This window comes from Flavobacterium araucananum, assembly GCF_002222055.1.
In the GTDB taxonomy this organism is placed as follows: Bacteria; Bacteroidota; Bacteroidia; order Flavobacteriales; family Flavobacteriaceae; genus Flavobacterium; species Flavobacterium araucananum.
In genome coordinates this window covers 290945-309366 of sequence record NZ_MUGS01000004.1, presented here as the reverse complement: position 1 = coordinate 309366, position 18422 = coordinate 290945, and the positions used below count along the sequence as shown (strand labels likewise).

The 18422-nt window shown below is 32.6% G+C and carries 13 protein-coding genes; 2 read left to right on the top strand and 11 right to left on the bottom strand.

Features of this window, described 5'->3' with window-relative positions:
- Position 1: 1 nt before the first annotated feature.
- The 7 genes from B0A64_RS03835 to B0A64_RS03805 form a co-directional block, all read right to left on the bottom strand.
- On the bottom strand, positions 2-1957 hold the full coding sequence (locus B0A64_RS03835) for a lanthionine synthetase LanC family protein (RefSeq protein ID WP_089478222.1): 1956 nt from the start codon (positions 1955-1957) through the stop codon (positions 2-4).
- A gap of 9 nt (positions 1958-1966) precedes the next feature.
- Complete coding sequence (locus B0A64_RS03830; protein WP_089478221.1) at positions 1967-2857, bottom strand: DUF6734 family protein; 891 nt, start codon at positions 2855-2857, stop codon at positions 1967-1969.
- A 99-nt stretch (positions 2858-2956) separates the two neighbouring features.
- Positions 2957-7405: a non-ribosomal peptide synthetase gene (locus tag B0A64_RS03825; protein WP_089478220.1), complete on the bottom strand. Its 4449-nt coding sequence runs from the start codon at positions 7403-7405 to the stop codon at positions 2957-2959.
- 76 nt (positions 7406-7481) lie between these two features.
- Positions 7482-9125 (bottom strand): cyclic peptide export ABC transporter, encoded by a 1644-nt coding sequence (locus B0A64_RS03820; protein WP_089478219.1) that lies wholly within the window; start codon positions 9123-9125, stop codon positions 7482-7484.
- A 52-nt stretch (positions 9126-9177) separates the two neighbouring features.
- Entirely contained in the window at positions 9178-9900 is a 723-nt protein-coding gene (locus B0A64_RS03815; RefSeq protein ID WP_089478218.1) for a thioesterase II family protein, read from the bottom strand.
- Between the two features lie 212 nt (positions 9901-10112).
- On the bottom strand, positions 10113-12125 hold the full coding sequence (locus tag B0A64_RS03810; RefSeq protein ID WP_089478217.1) for a tetratricopeptide repeat-containing sensor histidine kinase: 2013 nt from the start codon (positions 12123-12125) through the stop codon (positions 10113-10115).
- 109 nt (positions 12126-12234) lie between these two features.
- Positions 12235-12465 (bottom strand): hypothetical protein, encoded by a 231-nt coding sequence (locus B0A64_RS03805; RefSeq protein WP_089478216.1) that lies wholly within the window; start codon positions 12463-12465, stop codon positions 12235-12237.
- 345 nt (positions 12466-12810) lie between these two features.
- Here B0A64_RS03805 and B0A64_RS03800 point away from each other — a divergent pair, with 345 nt between their 5' ends.
- Together B0A64_RS03800 and B0A64_RS03795 are read left to right on the top strand one after the other, a co-directional pair.
- Positions 12811-13479: a response regulator gene (locus tag B0A64_RS03800; RefSeq protein ID WP_089478215.1), complete on the top strand. Its 669-nt coding sequence runs from the start codon at positions 12811-12813 to the stop codon at positions 13477-13479.
- 270 nt (positions 13480-13749) lie between these two features.
- Entirely contained in the window at positions 13750-15870 is a 2121-nt protein-coding gene (locus B0A64_RS03795) for a M13 family metallopeptidase (protein ID WP_089478214.1), read from the top strand.
- 224 nt (positions 15871-16094) lie between these two features.
- Here the strand turns inward: B0A64_RS03795 and B0A64_RS03790 are convergent, their stop codons facing one another.
- From B0A64_RS03790 to B0A64_RS03775, 4 genes are all read right to left on the bottom strand, one after another.
- Positions 16095-16580, bottom strand: coding sequence for a T9SS type A sorting domain-containing protein (locus B0A64_RS03790; RefSeq protein WP_165769752.1), 486 nt, complete (start codon positions 16578-16580; stop codon positions 16095-16097).
- 234 nt (positions 16581-16814) lie between these two features.
- On the bottom strand, positions 16815-17276 hold the full coding sequence (locus B0A64_RS03785; protein WP_123875875.1) for a hypothetical protein: 462 nt from the start codon (positions 17274-17276) through the stop codon (positions 16815-16817).
- 159 nt (positions 17277-17435) lie between these two features.
- A complete protein-coding gene (locus tag B0A64_RS03780) occupies positions 17436-17870 on the bottom strand; it encodes a hypothetical protein (RefSeq protein ID WP_089478211.1) in 435 nt (144 codons plus the stop codon).
- A gap of 54 nt (positions 17871-17924) precedes the next feature.
- Positions 17925-18404, bottom strand: coding sequence for a hypothetical protein (locus B0A64_RS03775; protein WP_123875874.1), 480 nt, complete (start codon positions 18402-18404; stop codon positions 17925-17927).
- Positions 18405-18422: the final 18 nt, after the last annotated feature.

The following is an 18422-nucleotide window of genomic DNA, read 5'->3' as shown; positions in this document are numbered from 1 at the left end:
CTTAAACGATTTCTAAAATACCCTGATACAAAAGCTGTTTTACTTTGTGCAGTACTAAAAAGTCTAATCTGCCTATAAAATCATTCACGTCTCTTGAGCCTGAATTTTGAGAGAACTCTTTTAGCATTTCTGCCGGTTGTGTCTGGCAATAACCTTTTATTTCCTGCAGGGCATCACCAATTTTTTTGGTATAATCGAAACGGTGCAGGATTAAACCATCAATTTTTAGCGAATATTCCAGTACTTTATTCTCTTCTGTGAGTAGAAACAAAAACTCATTGTTTCCGGATTCTTTATAAAAATTCTCTGTGAACTGACTGTTATTGGTTGCTTCCCAATCCCATTTTGAATGTACTATTTTTACGGTATCAGAAATTTTTAGTTTTTGCTCTAAAATCCATTCATCAGGATTGTTCAGGGCTTTTATAACGGTATCACAATGCTGCAATTGATCGAGATATACTTGCAAATGGGTTCGCGTTTCTCTATTAAAAAATGCGTTTCTGTTTTTGTCAAAGCCATACGCATCTCTGATGACATTATTGACAGGAGTTTCTACTTTTATAAGTTTGTTTACTATAAATTCTTCAAACTTTGTAAAGTCTGAATCGTGTAATTCAGGATCAGGATTATCAAAAAAATTGTTTAATTCCTGACTGAAGATCTTTTCTAACAATGGCATTGTTTTCGTAAAAGTTTTAGACAATAAAACTTTTTTTACTTCTCTAAGATTCAGGTCCAAAACTCCTTTTTTTGGTACGACATTTATCTTAAATGGCTTCACGATAGTAGCCGAAATATCTTTTGTAATGACTTTTAATAAAAAATAGTGCGCTCCTAAACTACCAAACAACAAACCACCGTTTAGTGTGGCTGGCAATTCTCTGTTTACTATTTCTTCTTGAATTGCTTTGAGATATTCGCCTTTGTTTTTTATAGTATTATTTTCTAATAATGCCAGTCCTATTCCGGATAAACCTTCGTAAATATTGGTTGGACTATGGGCTAAATCAGTTCTCTGCAATTCAAAATTTATTTCTTTTGAAGATGCTTCAGACAACAATATTCCGATGCTTCCCTGCGACCAGTTTATTTTGGTTGTTGGTGTGTATAATAAGGAATCATGAGCTTTATACTGCTCTCTAAGCTGGTCCAAAACGTTGTTGTCAAGAATGTCTTTTTCAAAATTTAACCACGTTTGTTTTTCCTGATTCCAACAAGATTCTTTGTACTTGCCTGTATTTTTAATACTATAATCCAGAGAATCACTGGAAAAATTGGCATCAAGATGTTTTAAAACATATTCGATTCCCGAAGATCCCAAAGCAAAACCACAGGAGTTTTTAAGGTTTATTTCGTCAGTTGCTTTCCATGAAATACCATTTTCTGTAAAAAAAGCATTCTGAAATATAGCTGCACTAAATTTATGAATCAGCCTAAGGATATTTTCTGATGGAGATAAGGAATACAAAGCTGTTAAAACCAGCAATGTTCCTGCCCTGCCGTTATACAAATAATCTGAGGTATAACTTGATTCTAAATAGTCCTGCTCTGCCGCAATGATTAGATTTTCGCATTCCTGCAATAAAGTTTCGTCTTGATTTACTCGATACAATTCTATCAAAAAGTAAATAAATCCCGCTCTGCCGTTATACAACGAATAATTGTTTGTTGCATTATTCTTGCAATAAGAGAGCAATTCTTTAGACAAAAACTCCACTTTTTTCAGGTAATAGTGGTCTTTAGCATATTTGTAAAAATCTAATACAAAAAGTAAAAATCCGGCAATACCCGTTTCCAGATTCTCTAAATTATCTGAAACTAAATGGTGCTTGATCTCTTTATTATTCTTTTTTGCAATTTCGACAAGTTCCTCAAAACTTGCGTTTACTATTATCTTCAGGAATTCTTCGATCCTTAGTACTATATCCGTTTTATTTTCTTCTGCTATTTCCATGAGTCAAAATTAGATTTGGTTGGTACGGATCAGGGTCATAATCTTATAATAATATTCGGGATAATCCGTTAATAATCTGTGTGCCAATAAATCACAAATATATTTTACTCTTTTATAGATGCCTACGGTATGAATATAAGCGCCTTTGTTTGGGAGAGCCGTAAAATCTGCCAGACCATCAAACACATGATTTACATTAGACAGATAGTAACTAACATCGATCTCTTTTTTCTCTGCAATCGAATGAAATAAAAACTGCTCGAAAACAGTATTAAACATACCTATATTAATTTTGTCCAGGTTTGCCGTATTATTGTCCACAAATCTAAAGGCCTCTGCGGTATACTCTTTCATGAAATCTAAACTTGAGCCACCTAACAATCCTGCATTTACAGCAATAATCTGATTGTTTTTGCTTTGAGACTCATATAGATAATCCGGTACATAATCAAAATTTTCTTTTATCGATGTAAAGACCTGATCATAATAATCAAATCCTTTTTCCAGATTTTGTGAGATCAGTGCCGATTTTTCGAAACTTTCTTCAAACTTTTTATAAATAAAAATATCCCCATCGGCATGTATAAAAGGTTCGTCCTGAATACTGTATGCATAAATTTTACCTAATGCCCACAAATCCGGATGATAATCGTTAAGAACGTCCAGACTTACATCGACTTTGGTATACGGCAATTCTAATTTGTTTATAAGCAAATCATAGCCCAGTGCATCTGTCACTAACTCGACTTTGTCATAATATTTTTTGAATTGCAGACAACTAAGTGCCCAACTCATATAATTGTATTTTTTATCAAACCAACCGCCTTTATTTCGATCAGAAACGTTTACGTTTTCTTTTTTCAGACTAGGCTTTATCCAAAGACTTTGAACAATTTTCATTCACTAGTTTTACATTAATTACTATTTTTTACCTGTTGGTTCCATTCTTTTAAACACATCAAAAGCTTGATAGCATTTTTTATATTTAATAAATGACCTCTAAAAATTAAAATCAAAATCGAAGGAAACATTCTTTTCGAAATCCAGTTTAACATCAATCAGATCAATTTTCTCTACGCTTTTTTGGGCTATCTGACTTAAAAGATTACAGTATTTTTGTGCTATAATCGCAATGGTTTCCGGATCATATAAATCAGCGTTATAATCAATGATACCTTTCAATTTGCCGTTGCTTTCAAATACATTAAATACAATAGGAATGCGGCTGTACTTATTATCAACGTTATAAGATGTTAATTTTAAATCGTTGAATTCATTGATATTTTCAAACGAAAACTCCGGATTCTGATACACCAGCATAACATCAAATAAGGATGCATGGAGTTGATCAAAAGGAACGGATTGATAATCATTAATAAGCAATAAATTTTCCTGAGTATTTTGGAGCAGGGCATCAAAATCCTGATCTGATCCTATTTGTGTTCTTAAAACGTGTGTTTTAACAAACATGCCAATCTGATCGTTTAATTGGACAGAATTTCGCCCGGAATTTACTGTTCCGATGCAAATATCAGTATGATTCGAAATTTTAAAAATCAGAACGTTTAGAGCGGCTGCCAGTACGGTATACAAAGTGACTTTTTTAGCAAAGGCTACTTCTTTTAAGCCAATCGTTACCTCAGGATCTAACTCAAACAAATGCTTACTTCCGTTTTGCTGATTGTTATCACTGCTAAAATCCTGATCAAAAGAGGCTTTTTTCTGATATCCGTGAAGGTATTTTTCCCAAACGAGCTCATTATCAAAAACATCATCTTTTAGGGCTTGATTAAACCATTCTGCATAATCTTTAAACTGAAATTTTAAAGCATCTTCGCCTAAAAATTCGGAAGGATTATGTTTTTCATTATAGTTTTTAATAAATTCTCTGGTAAAAATCTCCAGCGAAAATCCATCCATAATGATATGATGTGTAGAGAAAAGCAATAGGATCTGACCTGTTTCTACCTGAATAAGTTCTACTCGTATTAATAGATCAGTCTCTAAATTAAATTCGGTATTTATAAACTGATCTATGGCTTGAGCCAGGTTTTCAGGTTTTAATTTGTTGTTTATGATCTTAAACTTTTCTTTGTCGAAAGCATTGATTTTTTGGTACGGAATACCTTCGATTTCGATAAAATTGGTTCTTAAAATTTGGTATTTATACAGGATTGCATTGATCGCCGCAATCATTTTTTCAAGATCAACAGCACCGTGTATACTATATCCGGCAGACATATTGTATGCGATTGAAGTATTTGTTTGTTGCGATGCCAACCAAATATTATGTTGAGATGGCGTCAGGCAGTAAAATGATTTAGGCTCTGATACCGGAATTTCTATAGGTACACTTACTTTTAGCACTTGCAAATATTGCGCTAGTGACTCGATTGTAGGGTGATCAAATATTGGTTTTAGGGTTATGGCAAACGACAGTTCTTGGCTAATCAAGCCTATCAATCTAACGGCATTTAAGGAATGACCACCAAGCGAAAAGAAATTTGCTTTTGTACTGATGTCTTCTGTACGATCTAAAACTTGTTTCCAATAGGTTGCCAATGTTTTTTCGAGATCAGAAACCGGGGCTTTATAATCGTCTTGTTTTATATTTACCTGAATACTTTTGAGCATCAGGGCTTTCCTGTCAATCTTTTTATTGGGTGTAAGCGGAAACTCTTCCAAATCGATAATTGCATTTGGAATCATATAATAAGGAAGATTGATTTTTAAGACCGAAATAATTTTTTCGGTATCTATTTCCTCTTCGGTCTTTAAAATATAAGCGACTAAAAAAGCTTCTTGCTGGCTTTCTTTTTTAGCAATAACAACTGCTTCTTTAATACCTGAAATTTGATTTAATTGTGCTTCTACATCGCCTAATTCTATTCGATATCCTCTTATTTTGACCTGGTTATCATTGCGTCCTAAAAATTCTATCTCGCCCTTATTATTCCATTTTCCAACATCTCCGGTTTCATATAACAAGGTATTTGCGTCAAACGGATTTGCAATAAATTTTTGGGTGGTTAACAACTCATTTTTATAATATCCTTTTGCCAATCCGTCTCCTGCAATATAAATTGCACCGGCCGTACCAATTGGCATTGGACTAAAAAATTGATCCAGTATATAAAACCGGGTATTGTGTATTGGTTTTCCAATATTTGAGGCTTCAGCGGGATGTGTAATTCTTTTGATACTGGACCAGATTGTAGTTTCTGTGGGTCCGTACATGTTCCAGAGTTCCATCGTACTAAAAATCAATTTCTCTGCCAGTGCCTCACTCAAAAGGTCACCACCACACATTACTTTTAGTTGTTTGTCTCCTTGCCATTGGGCATTAAAAAGCATTTGATAAAAGCTGGGTGTTGCCTGAATAATGGTTGGTTTTATTTCTTCTAACTTTTTTATAATCAAGTTAGGGTCTGCTAGTGTGTTTTGGTCTGCAATGTACAAAGTAGCTCCTGATAACAGGGGTACAAAAAACTCTAATATCGAAATATCGAAGGAGTACGTTGTTACAGAAAATAAGATATCGGCAGGTTTTACTCCGGGCTCTTTTATTATACTGGTCAAAAAATTGACGAGTGAGCGATGCCCAATTTCAACGCCTTTAGGGTTTCCTGTAGAACCTGAGGTATAGATTATGTAAGCAGTATCTGTTGGTAAAGTTTTTTTTGAGATTATGCCTTTAAAGTCATTTATCCCTTCTAAGATATTTTCTAATGGCACGACTGCTACATCATCAAGTACTTCTAATTGATATTCTTTTTCGATAATAAGTACTTTGCACGCACTATTGTCGATGATGTATCGCAATCTGTCTTTTGGAAACGCAGGATCAAGCGGAATGTAAGATCTTCCAGACTTTAATATAGCCAGCAAAACCACCACCATATTGGCAGATCTGCCTAATAGTACTGCAATTGGCGATTTGTCTTTTTTGCCATAAACACCAATGATCTGCTCTGCTATCTGGCTGGATATTTTGTCCAGTTCTGAGTATGAATAGGATTTATAATCGTCTTTTAAGGCTTCTTTTCCGGGTGATTTTTGTACCTGAAGTTCAAATAAATCAATTACGGTCTGCTGTTTTGGATATTCGCTTTCTGTATTATTAAATGTTTTTAATAACTGATTTTCTTCTTGTGGAGACAGATAATCGAGTTCTTTTAGCTTTTTTTCGGGATGGTTTAACAGGTCTGTTAAAAGGTTTTCAAAATGAGCGACAACTTGTGCAATTTGTGCCTCATTGAAATAACTTAAATTATAATCAAAATCGATTTTTACATCTTCAAGTTCATCAAACTCTCTGATATAAATGGCCAAAGCGACACGCTCTGATTTATGTGTTAACGGAATTACACTGGTTTGTGTGTTTTTGAAATCGCTCGAATAATTCTGTTTTTCGTAAGAAAGTGTAATATTAAACAAACGCTCTTTTTCATTAAACAATCTGAGTTCCTGAATCAGTTTGCCTAACGGAAATCTTTGATGGCGGTAATCATATCTGAGCTGATTTTTGATGTCTGTTAGTAATTCTTCGACAGTAGCGTCAAAGTCTACAGCAATTCTTAAGGGGGTTACACCCATAAAAAGCCCGACTGTTTTTTTGTAATTCGATTTACTTCTGTTTAAAACAGGCAGCCCTATCGCAAAATCATTGTTTTGATGTTTTCGTCCAAAATAAGCATATAAGACCCCTAAAATTAAATTAAAGGTGGAGCATTTGTATTGGGAAGCGAGTGTATTTAACTGGTTATAAATTTCTCTCTTGACAATTAGTTCTTTACGATCGCTTTTGTTTGCCGGAAGTGTGTCGTCTGTTTTTTCGAACAAATTTTCCGGCAGGGATTCAAATTTATGAACCCAATAGTTTTTATTCTGAGTATAGGATTCTGAATTTTGATACAGTAAATCATCTTCTATAAAATCCTTATAACTAAAAGGATAGACGGTTCTAACTTCTCCAAATTCAAAAATCTCATTGTAGTTTTGCACTAATCTCTGAAACATCAATGAGGTTCCCCAGCCATCTGTAATCAGATGGTGATAGACAGAAAACAGGTAATGAAAATCCCGGGTTACTTTTACTACTGTAAAGGTATGCAGGAGGTGCTCGCCAAATAAATCAAATGGTTTAGAAAACTCTTCCTGCATATAAAAATTTGCTTTTTCAGAAGCGTCTTCGCTTCCGGAAAAATCAACAAAACCTAATGTTGTATGATGCTCTTCGGCTATTTTTATGGTAACATATTCCTGGTCATTAACGAGCGTACTGCGATAAGCATCATGCTGGTTAATGAGTTCATGGTATGCTTTTTTAAATATTTCGATATCGATTACTCCTTTAATTTCAATCTTGGCACCTATGTTATGTATAGGCTCGCTGGGATATAATAAATGCTCGAAATAAACATCTTGTTGCGGAAGAGTAAGTTTCATGAAAAAAATTGGTGTTAGCCGTTTAGGTTGTGTAATACAAATTTTAAGGTGTCATTGCAGCTTGTTTTGAGTTTGGTTAATCTCTATGCCACAAACTTTCTGTATGCAGTACCTCTTCTTTTACTTCAAAATCTTTTACAATTTGTCCGTAATCGAATTTAATAATTCTGTCAGCATACTTAAAATAAGCATCATCATGCGTAACGGCAATAATTGTTTTGCCTTCTTCTTTTAATTTAGGGACCAGTTTTTCGTAGAAATATTTTCTAAAATGAGGATCCTGATCTGCAGCCCATTCGTCTAATACCAAAATTGGTTTATTTTCTAAAAGAGCAAAAATCAATGACATTCTCTTGCCTTGACCCTTAGAGAAAGAACGTCTTGCAGATTCTTCTTTATCATCTACAATAACCTTATCCAACTCCATTGTTTCCAACAGTTTTCTATATTTATCATTATTCTCTAACAAATAATCGTCGTAGTTGTGCGAGAAGATATGATTGTCTGTAAAAACGGCTGCTATCAGGTTTTGAATTACGGTATTATCTGCTGTTATATCTTCATTATTCAAGAGTAATTCGCCACTTGAAGGCTCATACAAACCGGTCAAAATATTTATAAAAGTACTTTTTCCGCTTCCGTTTCCTCCAATAACAAAGATTACTTCGCCTTTGTCAATTTTTAGATTTAATGGTCCTAATTCAAAAATAGTATCGGCATCGCTATTGTTGTAACGAAACCCAATGTTGTTTAATTCTACTGAATCGAATTCGCCGGTATAAACTTCGGTTGGCACTGTGCTTTCTTCTTTTGCAATCTGAAAATCAAACAGAAACTTTTTAATTCTGTCGTTTGACACCATATATTGTGCATAAACATTTTGCATGTTTATTAAATTATTGATAGGTCCTGTAATAAATAATAAAATAACAACATAAGATCCTACCTCTTCTCTGGTAAGAAGGTTAAGAGCCGGCAACAAGAATAAAATAGCGCCAATTACCAGATACAATCCGTACTGACTGATCAGGTTAATCGATAAAAAAACAAAATTAATTTTATAGTCCAAATCCTTGGCATCATCCCTGTTTGGGGTCAGATGCCTGTTCATCAAATTATTTCTTTTATTTCGATCTACTTTCAGGTCTTTAAATCCCTTGATAACATCGTTTACATAGTTATAATAGTGCTCGTTGAATTTTCTTAAAACAGCGAGTTTTTGAGACATTGAATTGATAACTACGAAAAAAATTGCCGCTATTAAAATGATCAATCCCAGAACAATTAATGCAGAATATAAAGAGATCGCAAACATATAAGCCAGACAAAGTACCAGCATCAATAAGGAGTTTACGGTATGGGTTACGACTCCTGAAAATGAACCAAAAACCCTGATATCTTCTATTGCCGTATAAAATCTTTGCGAACCAAATTTTTCAAGAACGATAAGCGGTGTCTGTAATATTTTTTTAAAAACGTTTTTTTCGTTTTCATAAAGTATGTTGTAGGTATATTGATTCAGTTTTTTCTGAAAAATAATATTCAACAAATAGGTATAAACAACAACGGCTACAAAAACAATCCACATGTACCCTTTTATAAATTCTTTATTCCCCGAAATTGCATTATTAATAATATATAAAGTTCCAAAACTTAATATCGTGTTAGGAATTGCATATAGTATTATGTAAATAATATTTACGAATTTTAATTTTAACATACTTTAGTGGGATTTTGGTGTTTATATAAGTTTTATTTAAAACATTTATTTTTTATTCTTTAATAACTGAACTAGGAGAAAAGTTTGCAATGATACCGGCAAGTTCTGTTGGATGGTCGTAGATATAAAAATGATTTCCGGGTAGTACTTTATGCTGAAAATTTCCGGTGGTAAAATTTTCCCAGTTTTCGATTTTGTCACACGTTTTTTCTTCAGATCCCATTACGGCATATATTGGCGTTTTTAGTTTTATATCGCGTTCTAAAAAGTCATCTTTTTCAAGCGCTTCAAAATCAGCTCGCATGATTGGGCTAAAAAAATTATACAATTCATCATTTTCGAGAAGTTCGTGTGGTACTCCTCCTAATTTTTTAAGTGCTTCCTTGAACTCAGCATCTTCTAATGAATACCTTTTGGGTTTATCTTCTTTTGGTAATCCCGGACCTGCATTGCCGGAGACGATTAAGGCATTAGGCAAATCGCCTGCTTTCTCCATTTCGTTGACAACAGACAAACCTAGTGTTGCCCCCATACTATGACCAAAAATGATATAGGGGTTACCGTTTCGTAACTTCTTAATTTGAGTAACAAGATCGTTTACAGTATCATTTTTATCCCTTAAAAGTTTTTCCTGATGCCTCATACCTCTTCCCGGAAGCTCTAAAGAAATAAACTCCAAAGCAGGATTAATAAACCTTTTAAGAAAATTGAAAGAGTAGATATTTCCTCCCGCAAAATGCAATAAAAATAATTGTGTATGTTTTTCTAAATACATTGTTAATTCGTAAAAATAATTGTCGATTTTTCTTTCACGAAAATAGCTGTAACATTTATCTAAAAATTACGGGCTTTGGATATAAAAATTACGGAATTGTATTTATTTGAAGATAATATTATTTAAAATCAGTAATTTAAGGTCGTAGTATATTGCTCTAAAAGTAAGAAATACTAAAAGAGATAATTTTAAAAATTATGTGAAGTATGGATTTAAAAATGAAGTGTAATCTCAATTCTTGTTCCTATTCCTATTTTTGATTCCAAATAAAATTCGCCTTCCAGTGACTCTGTTCTCTCTTTGATATTGGTTAATCCTATACCATTTTTTTTGCTTTTAGTATCAAAGCCCTGTCCATCATCTACGACAGACATTGTCAGGAATTTATTATTGTATTTCTGGATGCTTATCTCACAATTTTTTGCATGGGCATATTTATTAACATTCAAAATAGCTTCCTGAACGATGCGGTATAAGTTTATTTTATAAATATTCTGGACATCTCCCCAGTCAAAATTTGAATCTGTTATGTACCTGAAATTGGTTTGACTAATATCTTTTTGATTTTCGATTAAGCTCGACAGTAAGATATTAAAATCATTCCCATCCAAAAAAGAAGTTCGGCTTAAGTCATGCGATATAGTTCTAATTTCATTTTCGATATTTTGCAACTCAGAAATATATTCTTTTCGTTTTTCGATTATATCCTGTTCAATCTTCGAGTTAAAAAAACCTAAATTCATCCTGACACCATAAATTCTATTCATAACACCGTCATGAAGTTCTCGGGCTATTTTAGCTTTTTCATAGTCTTTGGCAGCATTTATTTTCTCATTTTGTTCCGTGAGTAATACATATATTTCTTCATTAGCTTTTTGCTGTATCTTTAAAAACCGGAGTTCTTTGTTTTTATATTTAAAATATCTTAAAACAAAAACGATAACCAATAATAGAATTAATCCAAATGAAGTAATCAAAATATAAAAGTTTTTTTTAGTCAAAATTTTATTCTCGTCCTCTATTCTTGAGGTTTCATACTCAATTCTTGCATATTTTTGATGCGCATTTTTTTGAACAATGTTAATACTGTCACTCAACGTAATGTATTCATTTGCATAACACAAGCTGTTTTTTTTATCCAGATTAGAAAGTAGTTTTAATGTTGTCAAAACTTCATTACTGTTCTGGATCCTACTCGCCAATTGGTTTGCTTCCTTAAGGATTTCAATAGCCCTTAAGGTATCTTTTTGCGTTAAAAAATACTCCCCAATATGAATCTTTTTATATAAAATATCCGACTCATCGCCATATTTTTTCAAAATCTCCAATGATTTCGAAAACATCGCATAAACAGTATGATATTGCCCACTTTTCATCTTAGAATAAGCCAGATTACTAAGAACATTAGCATATAATCTGGGCCATTTTTTTTCCAGATCTTTAGTAAGCAAAGCCTGCAACTTTATGATAGATTTTGAATATTCTCCCTTCAAATCATAAAGATTACAGATATTGATCGTAGACGCAACGTTGTAATTACTTATTTCGTCTTTATCAATAGTATTAAATTTCATTTTTTCTAAATTATTCAAAGCCATCTGGTGGTACCACAATGCCTTATCATAATTAAGCAACTTCTCCAGGCAATTACCCATTAATCCATTGCAGGAATAAAGGAGCCGTTGATCTTTGGACTCTTTTAAAAACTGTAAAGCTTTAGAAATTTCGACTTCGCATTCTATATAATTTCCGTCATAAAATAAAACGCAGGCTTTATAAAATAACATCCTTGCTGTATTGTCAAAATCAGACAACTTGTAATATACTTTTTCTGCCTGCAAATAATAAAAATAGGCACTATCCTTTTTTACATTTCCATAACTGTCTCCAATATAATAAAGTGCCTTTGCAATTCCTTCCTTGTCATCAACCTCTTTTGATAACCTGTATGCTTCTAAACTAGCCCTTAAAGTTTTTTTCAGATTATTATTATAATAATACTCCGTAGATAGTTTAAAATATAAATTTCTAATGACCGAATCATTTTTTTGAGTCTTTAACAAATCAAAAATAGAATCTAAATACTTTTCCTTTTTTTTACCAACTAAGTGTTTATCATCAAACGAAATAGTTGATTTAATTTTAGAACTGGCAAGTTCTGTTTTCTTGCATGAAAAAAATAACAATACAAGAAGTAAGCAAATTATTTTAAAAGGTGTCGTCAAAAGTTTAAGTATTATTTTACAATTTCAAATATAGCGTTTTGAAATAAAAAGACTATAAAATTTAAGAATAAATGAAATAGTCTTTTTGTGAAAAATAATAATAACTAACTTAATCCTTTCTTGGTGGTTTTACAATAATTGGGTCTCCTTCTGTTGTATTTGTACTTGCATTTATAGTATCTTTTGCTCTGGCATAAATATTTTCATTGCCGTTTTTTTGCACTTCTTTTTTTAAATTATTACCGCTAGCTTCAGTCTGTTGATCAATATCATCTGTAGAACAAGAGAAGATAGAAAAGGAAAGAAAAACGCATGCAGCAACATATAATCTTGTTTTCATAATAATTTGGTTTAGTATCATTTATACAAAAAAAAGACTACATTTTGTTTTCATATTACGGTATATCCGTAAACTTTAAATTACATTTAAAAAGAAATAAACAATAGTAACCCTATCGAATTAAAATAATTAAGTAAGAAAATGGCTAATTTTTACAAAAAAAGGAAGTAAATAAATTGTGAAATTTTTCCTTCAACTTCAAAAAAAAGTAGTAAAAAACCTAGAAATTTGAATTATATATTGTCTTAATGTTAAAATTCATAACAAACTATAACATTTTACGCGATCACGTAACAGACATATCAAATTATTAATTAATATTGATACAAATTTAAAGTACAATTTATGAGCTATAATATTTTGATTGTTGATGATCATCCTATGACAGTTGATGGATATATAAACCTATTATCTAGTGTCGACTATAAAGAAAATTTACCAACTTTTTTAAAAAGCTATAATTGTGAAGATGCTCATAACAAAATTAATTTTCAACTAAAACAAAACCTAAAGATTGATCTGGCTCTTTTAGATATCAATCTTCCACCTTACAAAGAATTAAACATCGAGACCGGTGCTGATCTTGCCGTAATTCTTAGAAAAAAAAACCCTTCTTGCAAAATAATTCTGCTTACTATGCACAGTGAGCCTCTTACGGTTGATAAAATCATTAAAGAGATAAATCCGGAAGGTTTTATTGCTAAAAGTGATATAAACTTTGAGCTATTTCCGGTTATCTGTAAAAAAATTATGGATGACGAAATATATCGTAGCCCCACTATTATACAATCGCAAAGAGATTTGTTTAAAAAGAATATTAATTGGGACAACCACGACAATAAAATCCTTACATTAATATGTCAGGGGGTCAAAACGGTCAATCTTCCTAACTATATTCCGTTATCAATGAGCGCTATAGAAAAAAGAAAGGCCAATATAAAAGGACAATTATTAATGGGAAAAGGCAGCGACCGGGACCTGATTGGAAAGGCTAAAAAATTAGGATTATTGTAATTTTACTTATTTTACCTCTTTTCCTTAAACCAATATAACTTGTTGGGTGTAATTATTTTCGATAATATAGAAACACAAATCTGTTTACTCAAAAAAAGATGTTTCACTTATTTTAAAAACACATGACCCTCTATGTCAAAGAAAATTTTACACAATTACACCCAACCCGTTACTATAGCGATTGTAATTGCATAACTTAAAAAACATTCGCATTTATACAATTATAATTCAAATTCTAGAGCTAGTTTTGGCACTTACTAAGAATCTAAAATGAATTATAAAATAAAATCTTCAAGATTGCCAATCGCTTTGCCATCTCAAAAAAGTCGAGTATTAGCACTAAACTGCCCAATAGTACATTTTATAGCAATTGTTGCATTGTGTTTGCATCCTTATTATAGTAAAGCACAATCTGAAAACAGTGATAAAAACAAAACCAATGTCGAAAATTCGGGGGTCGAAACAGCGTTTATCAGTAAGACCATTTTACCCGGCAATGATTTTTACAAGTATGTAAATGAAGGCTGGTTAGAGTCGAAAACAATTCCGGCAGGCTCTTCAGGATTTAGCAACTATAGCGAAGCCAGCGCCAAAATAAACAAACGAATTGCTGGTATCATTCATCAGGGAGCAACTCTTAAAGGCAGTTCTCAAGCAGCGTTGCAACAAGTAGGTACACTCTACTTAAGCTATCTTGATACAGACAACATCGAAAAACTAGGGCTTAAACCTATCGGGCAGGATCTAAAACAAATACTTGCCCTGAACAATTATGATGATGTTGCAAAATGGATGGCGAATCCAAAATCTTTCTCCATTGTATCCATTCATACCGGACCGGATATTACTAACAGGAGTAGATTTCTGGTCCTGCTTAGCGAAAGTGGCATTGGTTTACCTGCTCCGGACTATTATCAAAAACAAGATGGTGCTTATCCGGGTTATCGCAAAGCTTATTTAGAATATATCATAAAAACCTTTAAGCTTGCCGGAATTTCAAATCCTGAAAAACGTGCGAACGATATCCTCGAAATCGAAACCAAATTGGCAGCTGTACAATGGACACCTGCCCAAATGCGGGACAGCAAAATTAACTCGGCTTTGCTTCGTACATCAGAACTTAATAGTTATGCACCGGGATTTCCGTGGAAAGTATTTTTGGCAACCAGACAGGTAGATACTGTAGATCAGGTGATCTTACAGGCAAATTCTGCTATAAAAGCAAAAGCTGCTTTGTTTGCCAATACCGCCATCGAAGTTTGGTCTTCTTATCTTGCTTTTCATTGGATCGTAAATCACGCTGCGCTTTTGCCTGCGGAGTTTCGCAAGAATCAGTTTGAATTTTACTCTACTACTTTAAACGGAATTGCAAGTGATGTTTCCAGAGAGCAAAAAGCAATTTTGTACGTTAACAACCGTCTGGCACAAGTGGTTGGGAAATTGTATGTCGAACAGTATTTTCCTGCCGGATACCGCAAAAGTATCAACGATCTGGTGACTTATATTCGTAAGGCTTTTGCAATTAGACTGGAAAAACTGGATTGGCTGGATGACAGCAGCAGGAAAGAAGCAAAAGCAAAACTGGATGCTGTTACGGTCAGGATTGGATATCCTGATGTTTGGCGGGATTATTCGTTTATTGAGTTTGATGTTAAAAATCCTGTTGGTAATGAGCATATTATTGCAAAAGCAAATTGGGAGTATGAGCGGTCACTGCTTCAAAAAACATATACGACCAAAGATTGGTATCAGGTTCCGCAAATTGTCGATGCAACCAGCAGCAAGCTCTATAACTCAATCGAATTTCCTGCCGGAATATTACAACCTCCCTTTTTTGATCCTTCTGTTGATCCTGCTGTAAACTTTGGTGCTATTGGCGCTATTATAGGTCATGAATTGGGACATTGCTTTGATGATGAAGGATCAAGGTTTGATGGTAATGGTTTGTTGCGGGACTGGTGGACTCCTCAAACCCGAAAATCATTCGAAGAAAAAACCAAATTGCTTACGGAACAATATGATGCCTTCTCGACAGCCGACGGTGTTCCTATAAACGGAAAACAAACTCTGGGCGAGAATATTGGTGACCTGACCGGAGTTTCAGTTGCTTACGAAGCATATCAATTGTATTGTAAGGACCAGAGGGACAAACCTGTAACTTTGAATGGTTATACTCCTGACCAGCGTTATTTTTTGTCTTTTGCTCAGGTTAATCGAAGCCTTTATACCCCGGAAGCCTATCGCATAACGATATCCAGAGATTATCATGCTCCGGCAGAATATCGTGTAAACGGTGTGGTTAGAAATATTGATGCCTGGTACAAAGCATTCGATATCAATAAAGAAGATGTGCTGTATCTGGTGCCGGAAAAAAGAGTTCGTATTTGGTGATTTTTCTCTAAATGTACAAGAAAATACTCCTCCAGATAATTTGTAACACTAATGATATAAAGCAATAAAAAAAGCCAGTGAAATCATTTTTCACTGGCTTTTACTTCTTATAAAATACATCTAACTATTTTTATGAAAAAAATGTATTTGTTTTTGTATTCTTGTTAGACATACGTACTATGTGCTAAAGAAATTTTTTGAGACATTACCTCCAAGGTTTTAAGTTATTTCTTAACGACTTTAACTGTTTTAACCTGATTGTTTTCATTTGTTACTTTTAGAAAATACAATCCGCTTGGGAATCTGCTTAAATCTATTTTTGAAATTCCTTCAGTAAGATTTTCGCTTTTCAATTCTTTTTCAAGATTATCATAAACCTCTAGTTTTGAGCTGTTCTCTATTTGAATATTAAAGATGCCGTGAGAAGGATTTGGATATACTTTTAATGCTGAAACCGGATCAAAATTGGCTGTTCCTAAAGTGGTAACCGCGATACAATTTGAGGTTGCAGAACAACTTCCTAAAGCAACAACAACACTGTAAGTTCCGGTTGTTGCAGGCGTAAAAGTTTGGTTTGTTGCTCCTGAAATTGGCGAATTGCCATTGCTGCAATTTATCCATTGGTATGTTGCATTGGATACTTTTGAGGTCAGCACCCCACCGCTATATTCGACTATTGGATCAATTGGATCGTTTACGGTCAAATCCAATTCTTGGGTAGTACAACCGTAAATTTTCCTGATCTTGTATAAGTAGTATTATTTACGGGCCAGGTATAACTCTCACAAGCAGATTCTGTAGTAACATTTATAGTACCGGATGAATAATTTGCTCCGTTATCTTTAGACCAGTTGGGATTGGCAATAGCTTCATTTTTACGATATCAAGTTTTATTTAATTATTCTGATTTATTTATATTTGAAACTATGGCGTGGAATGTGCTACTAATTTTCAACATCTAAATAAATTTCGTTATATCCATAGAAATCACAACTTTTACCATTTATTTTAGCTTTTAAAATACCACAATGAAAATTACCTCTGTCTTGTCCTGATTTTGCTAACCGGCTACCATTTTTAAAATCATAAATTTTATAGATTTTATCTTTTAGTGAGATAGTTAAAGTGTCTTTTAGTAGAATTTTGGAATCAACATAAAAATTTAGCTTGTTTATGGAATCAGTATTATAGATAGATTCTTTATTATTTGAAATTTTTACTTTAATGTCTTTTAGGTTCATATTATTGAAGTGTGAATCTAATTTTATCCATATTCTGTCTCGGTCAGCAACATATTCAGAAGTATTACATTCATTTATATTAGAGTAATTATTTACTTTAATAATGAAAAATCGAAAAATAAAAAACAGAATAATTCCGCCTAGTAATAATATGATTTTCTTCATTTTTATATATCCATTGTAATTATTCATAAAATGATTTGATGTATTCATGATAAAATAATCATAAGTCTCACAACGTTATTGCCTTAAACTATTAGTAAGAATCAAGTAGAAGGCTTAAATAGAAGATATAGATCTTAACATACTAAAGATGCTTTTGATCTATTTTGGTAAAATATAAACTCCATTTCTATCAATAAATTTTTCACCATTAATTTTATAACTAAGAAAAAATGGTCTTCCAGAGCTAATAACACCTTTTCTTTCAATTTCAGAAAGTGTAATTTTTTTATCTTTTATAGAAATAACAATAGTATCAGTTTTATATACAGTATCGGTTTTTTTTAATGACACTTCAACGTCAATCGTATTATTAGATTTAGAATATATAATGAGGCTACCTATATCAATATTAGCATTATTGCGCTTAAGAATCAATTTAGAATTTACTAGTTCTGCTTCAGTACTACTTACAATAGAAATGATAGGTAGTTGATTTGTGAGAACATATTCTTTATCGTCTGTATTCTTGCAACCAATAAATAGAATACAGAAAAGGAATATTTTTAAGTTATTTTTTAAATTTGATGTATCCATAAAAATTAGTGCTAAAGGTTTAAATAGAACAAAAAGGATTAGCCCTTAGTTTTATTAATTAAGATCTATTGATATATAATTAATTGATGTAGAATTATCCTGATAATGACCTTCGTTATGAAAATTATCTTTGTAAATTAGACTGCAATAATAATTTCCTCTATTTTTTCCCGCTCTTATTCTTGTCGTAATATTTCTGAAGTCATAGAGTTTCTGTACTTTATTTTCGTTTCCTTTAATTATAAGAGTATCAGATTTTAAAATTTTATTATCTGTATAATATTTATCTACTGCATCTAATTTTTTTTGATATTTAATTTGTTTTCTTTTGCCATCTTTTCCTATTGAAACAATAGAAAATTTTCTCATCATTTTAGCATGACTTATATTCCTGGAAAAACCAATATAAATCCTGCCTCCGTCTGCAATAAACTTCGATGATTCACATTTAGCTTCATTTTTAAAATCTTCTACTTTAATATATAGAAAACGAAAAAACCAATTGTTACTAAAAAAAAATATGATTTTCTTCATTTTCATATATCCATTGTA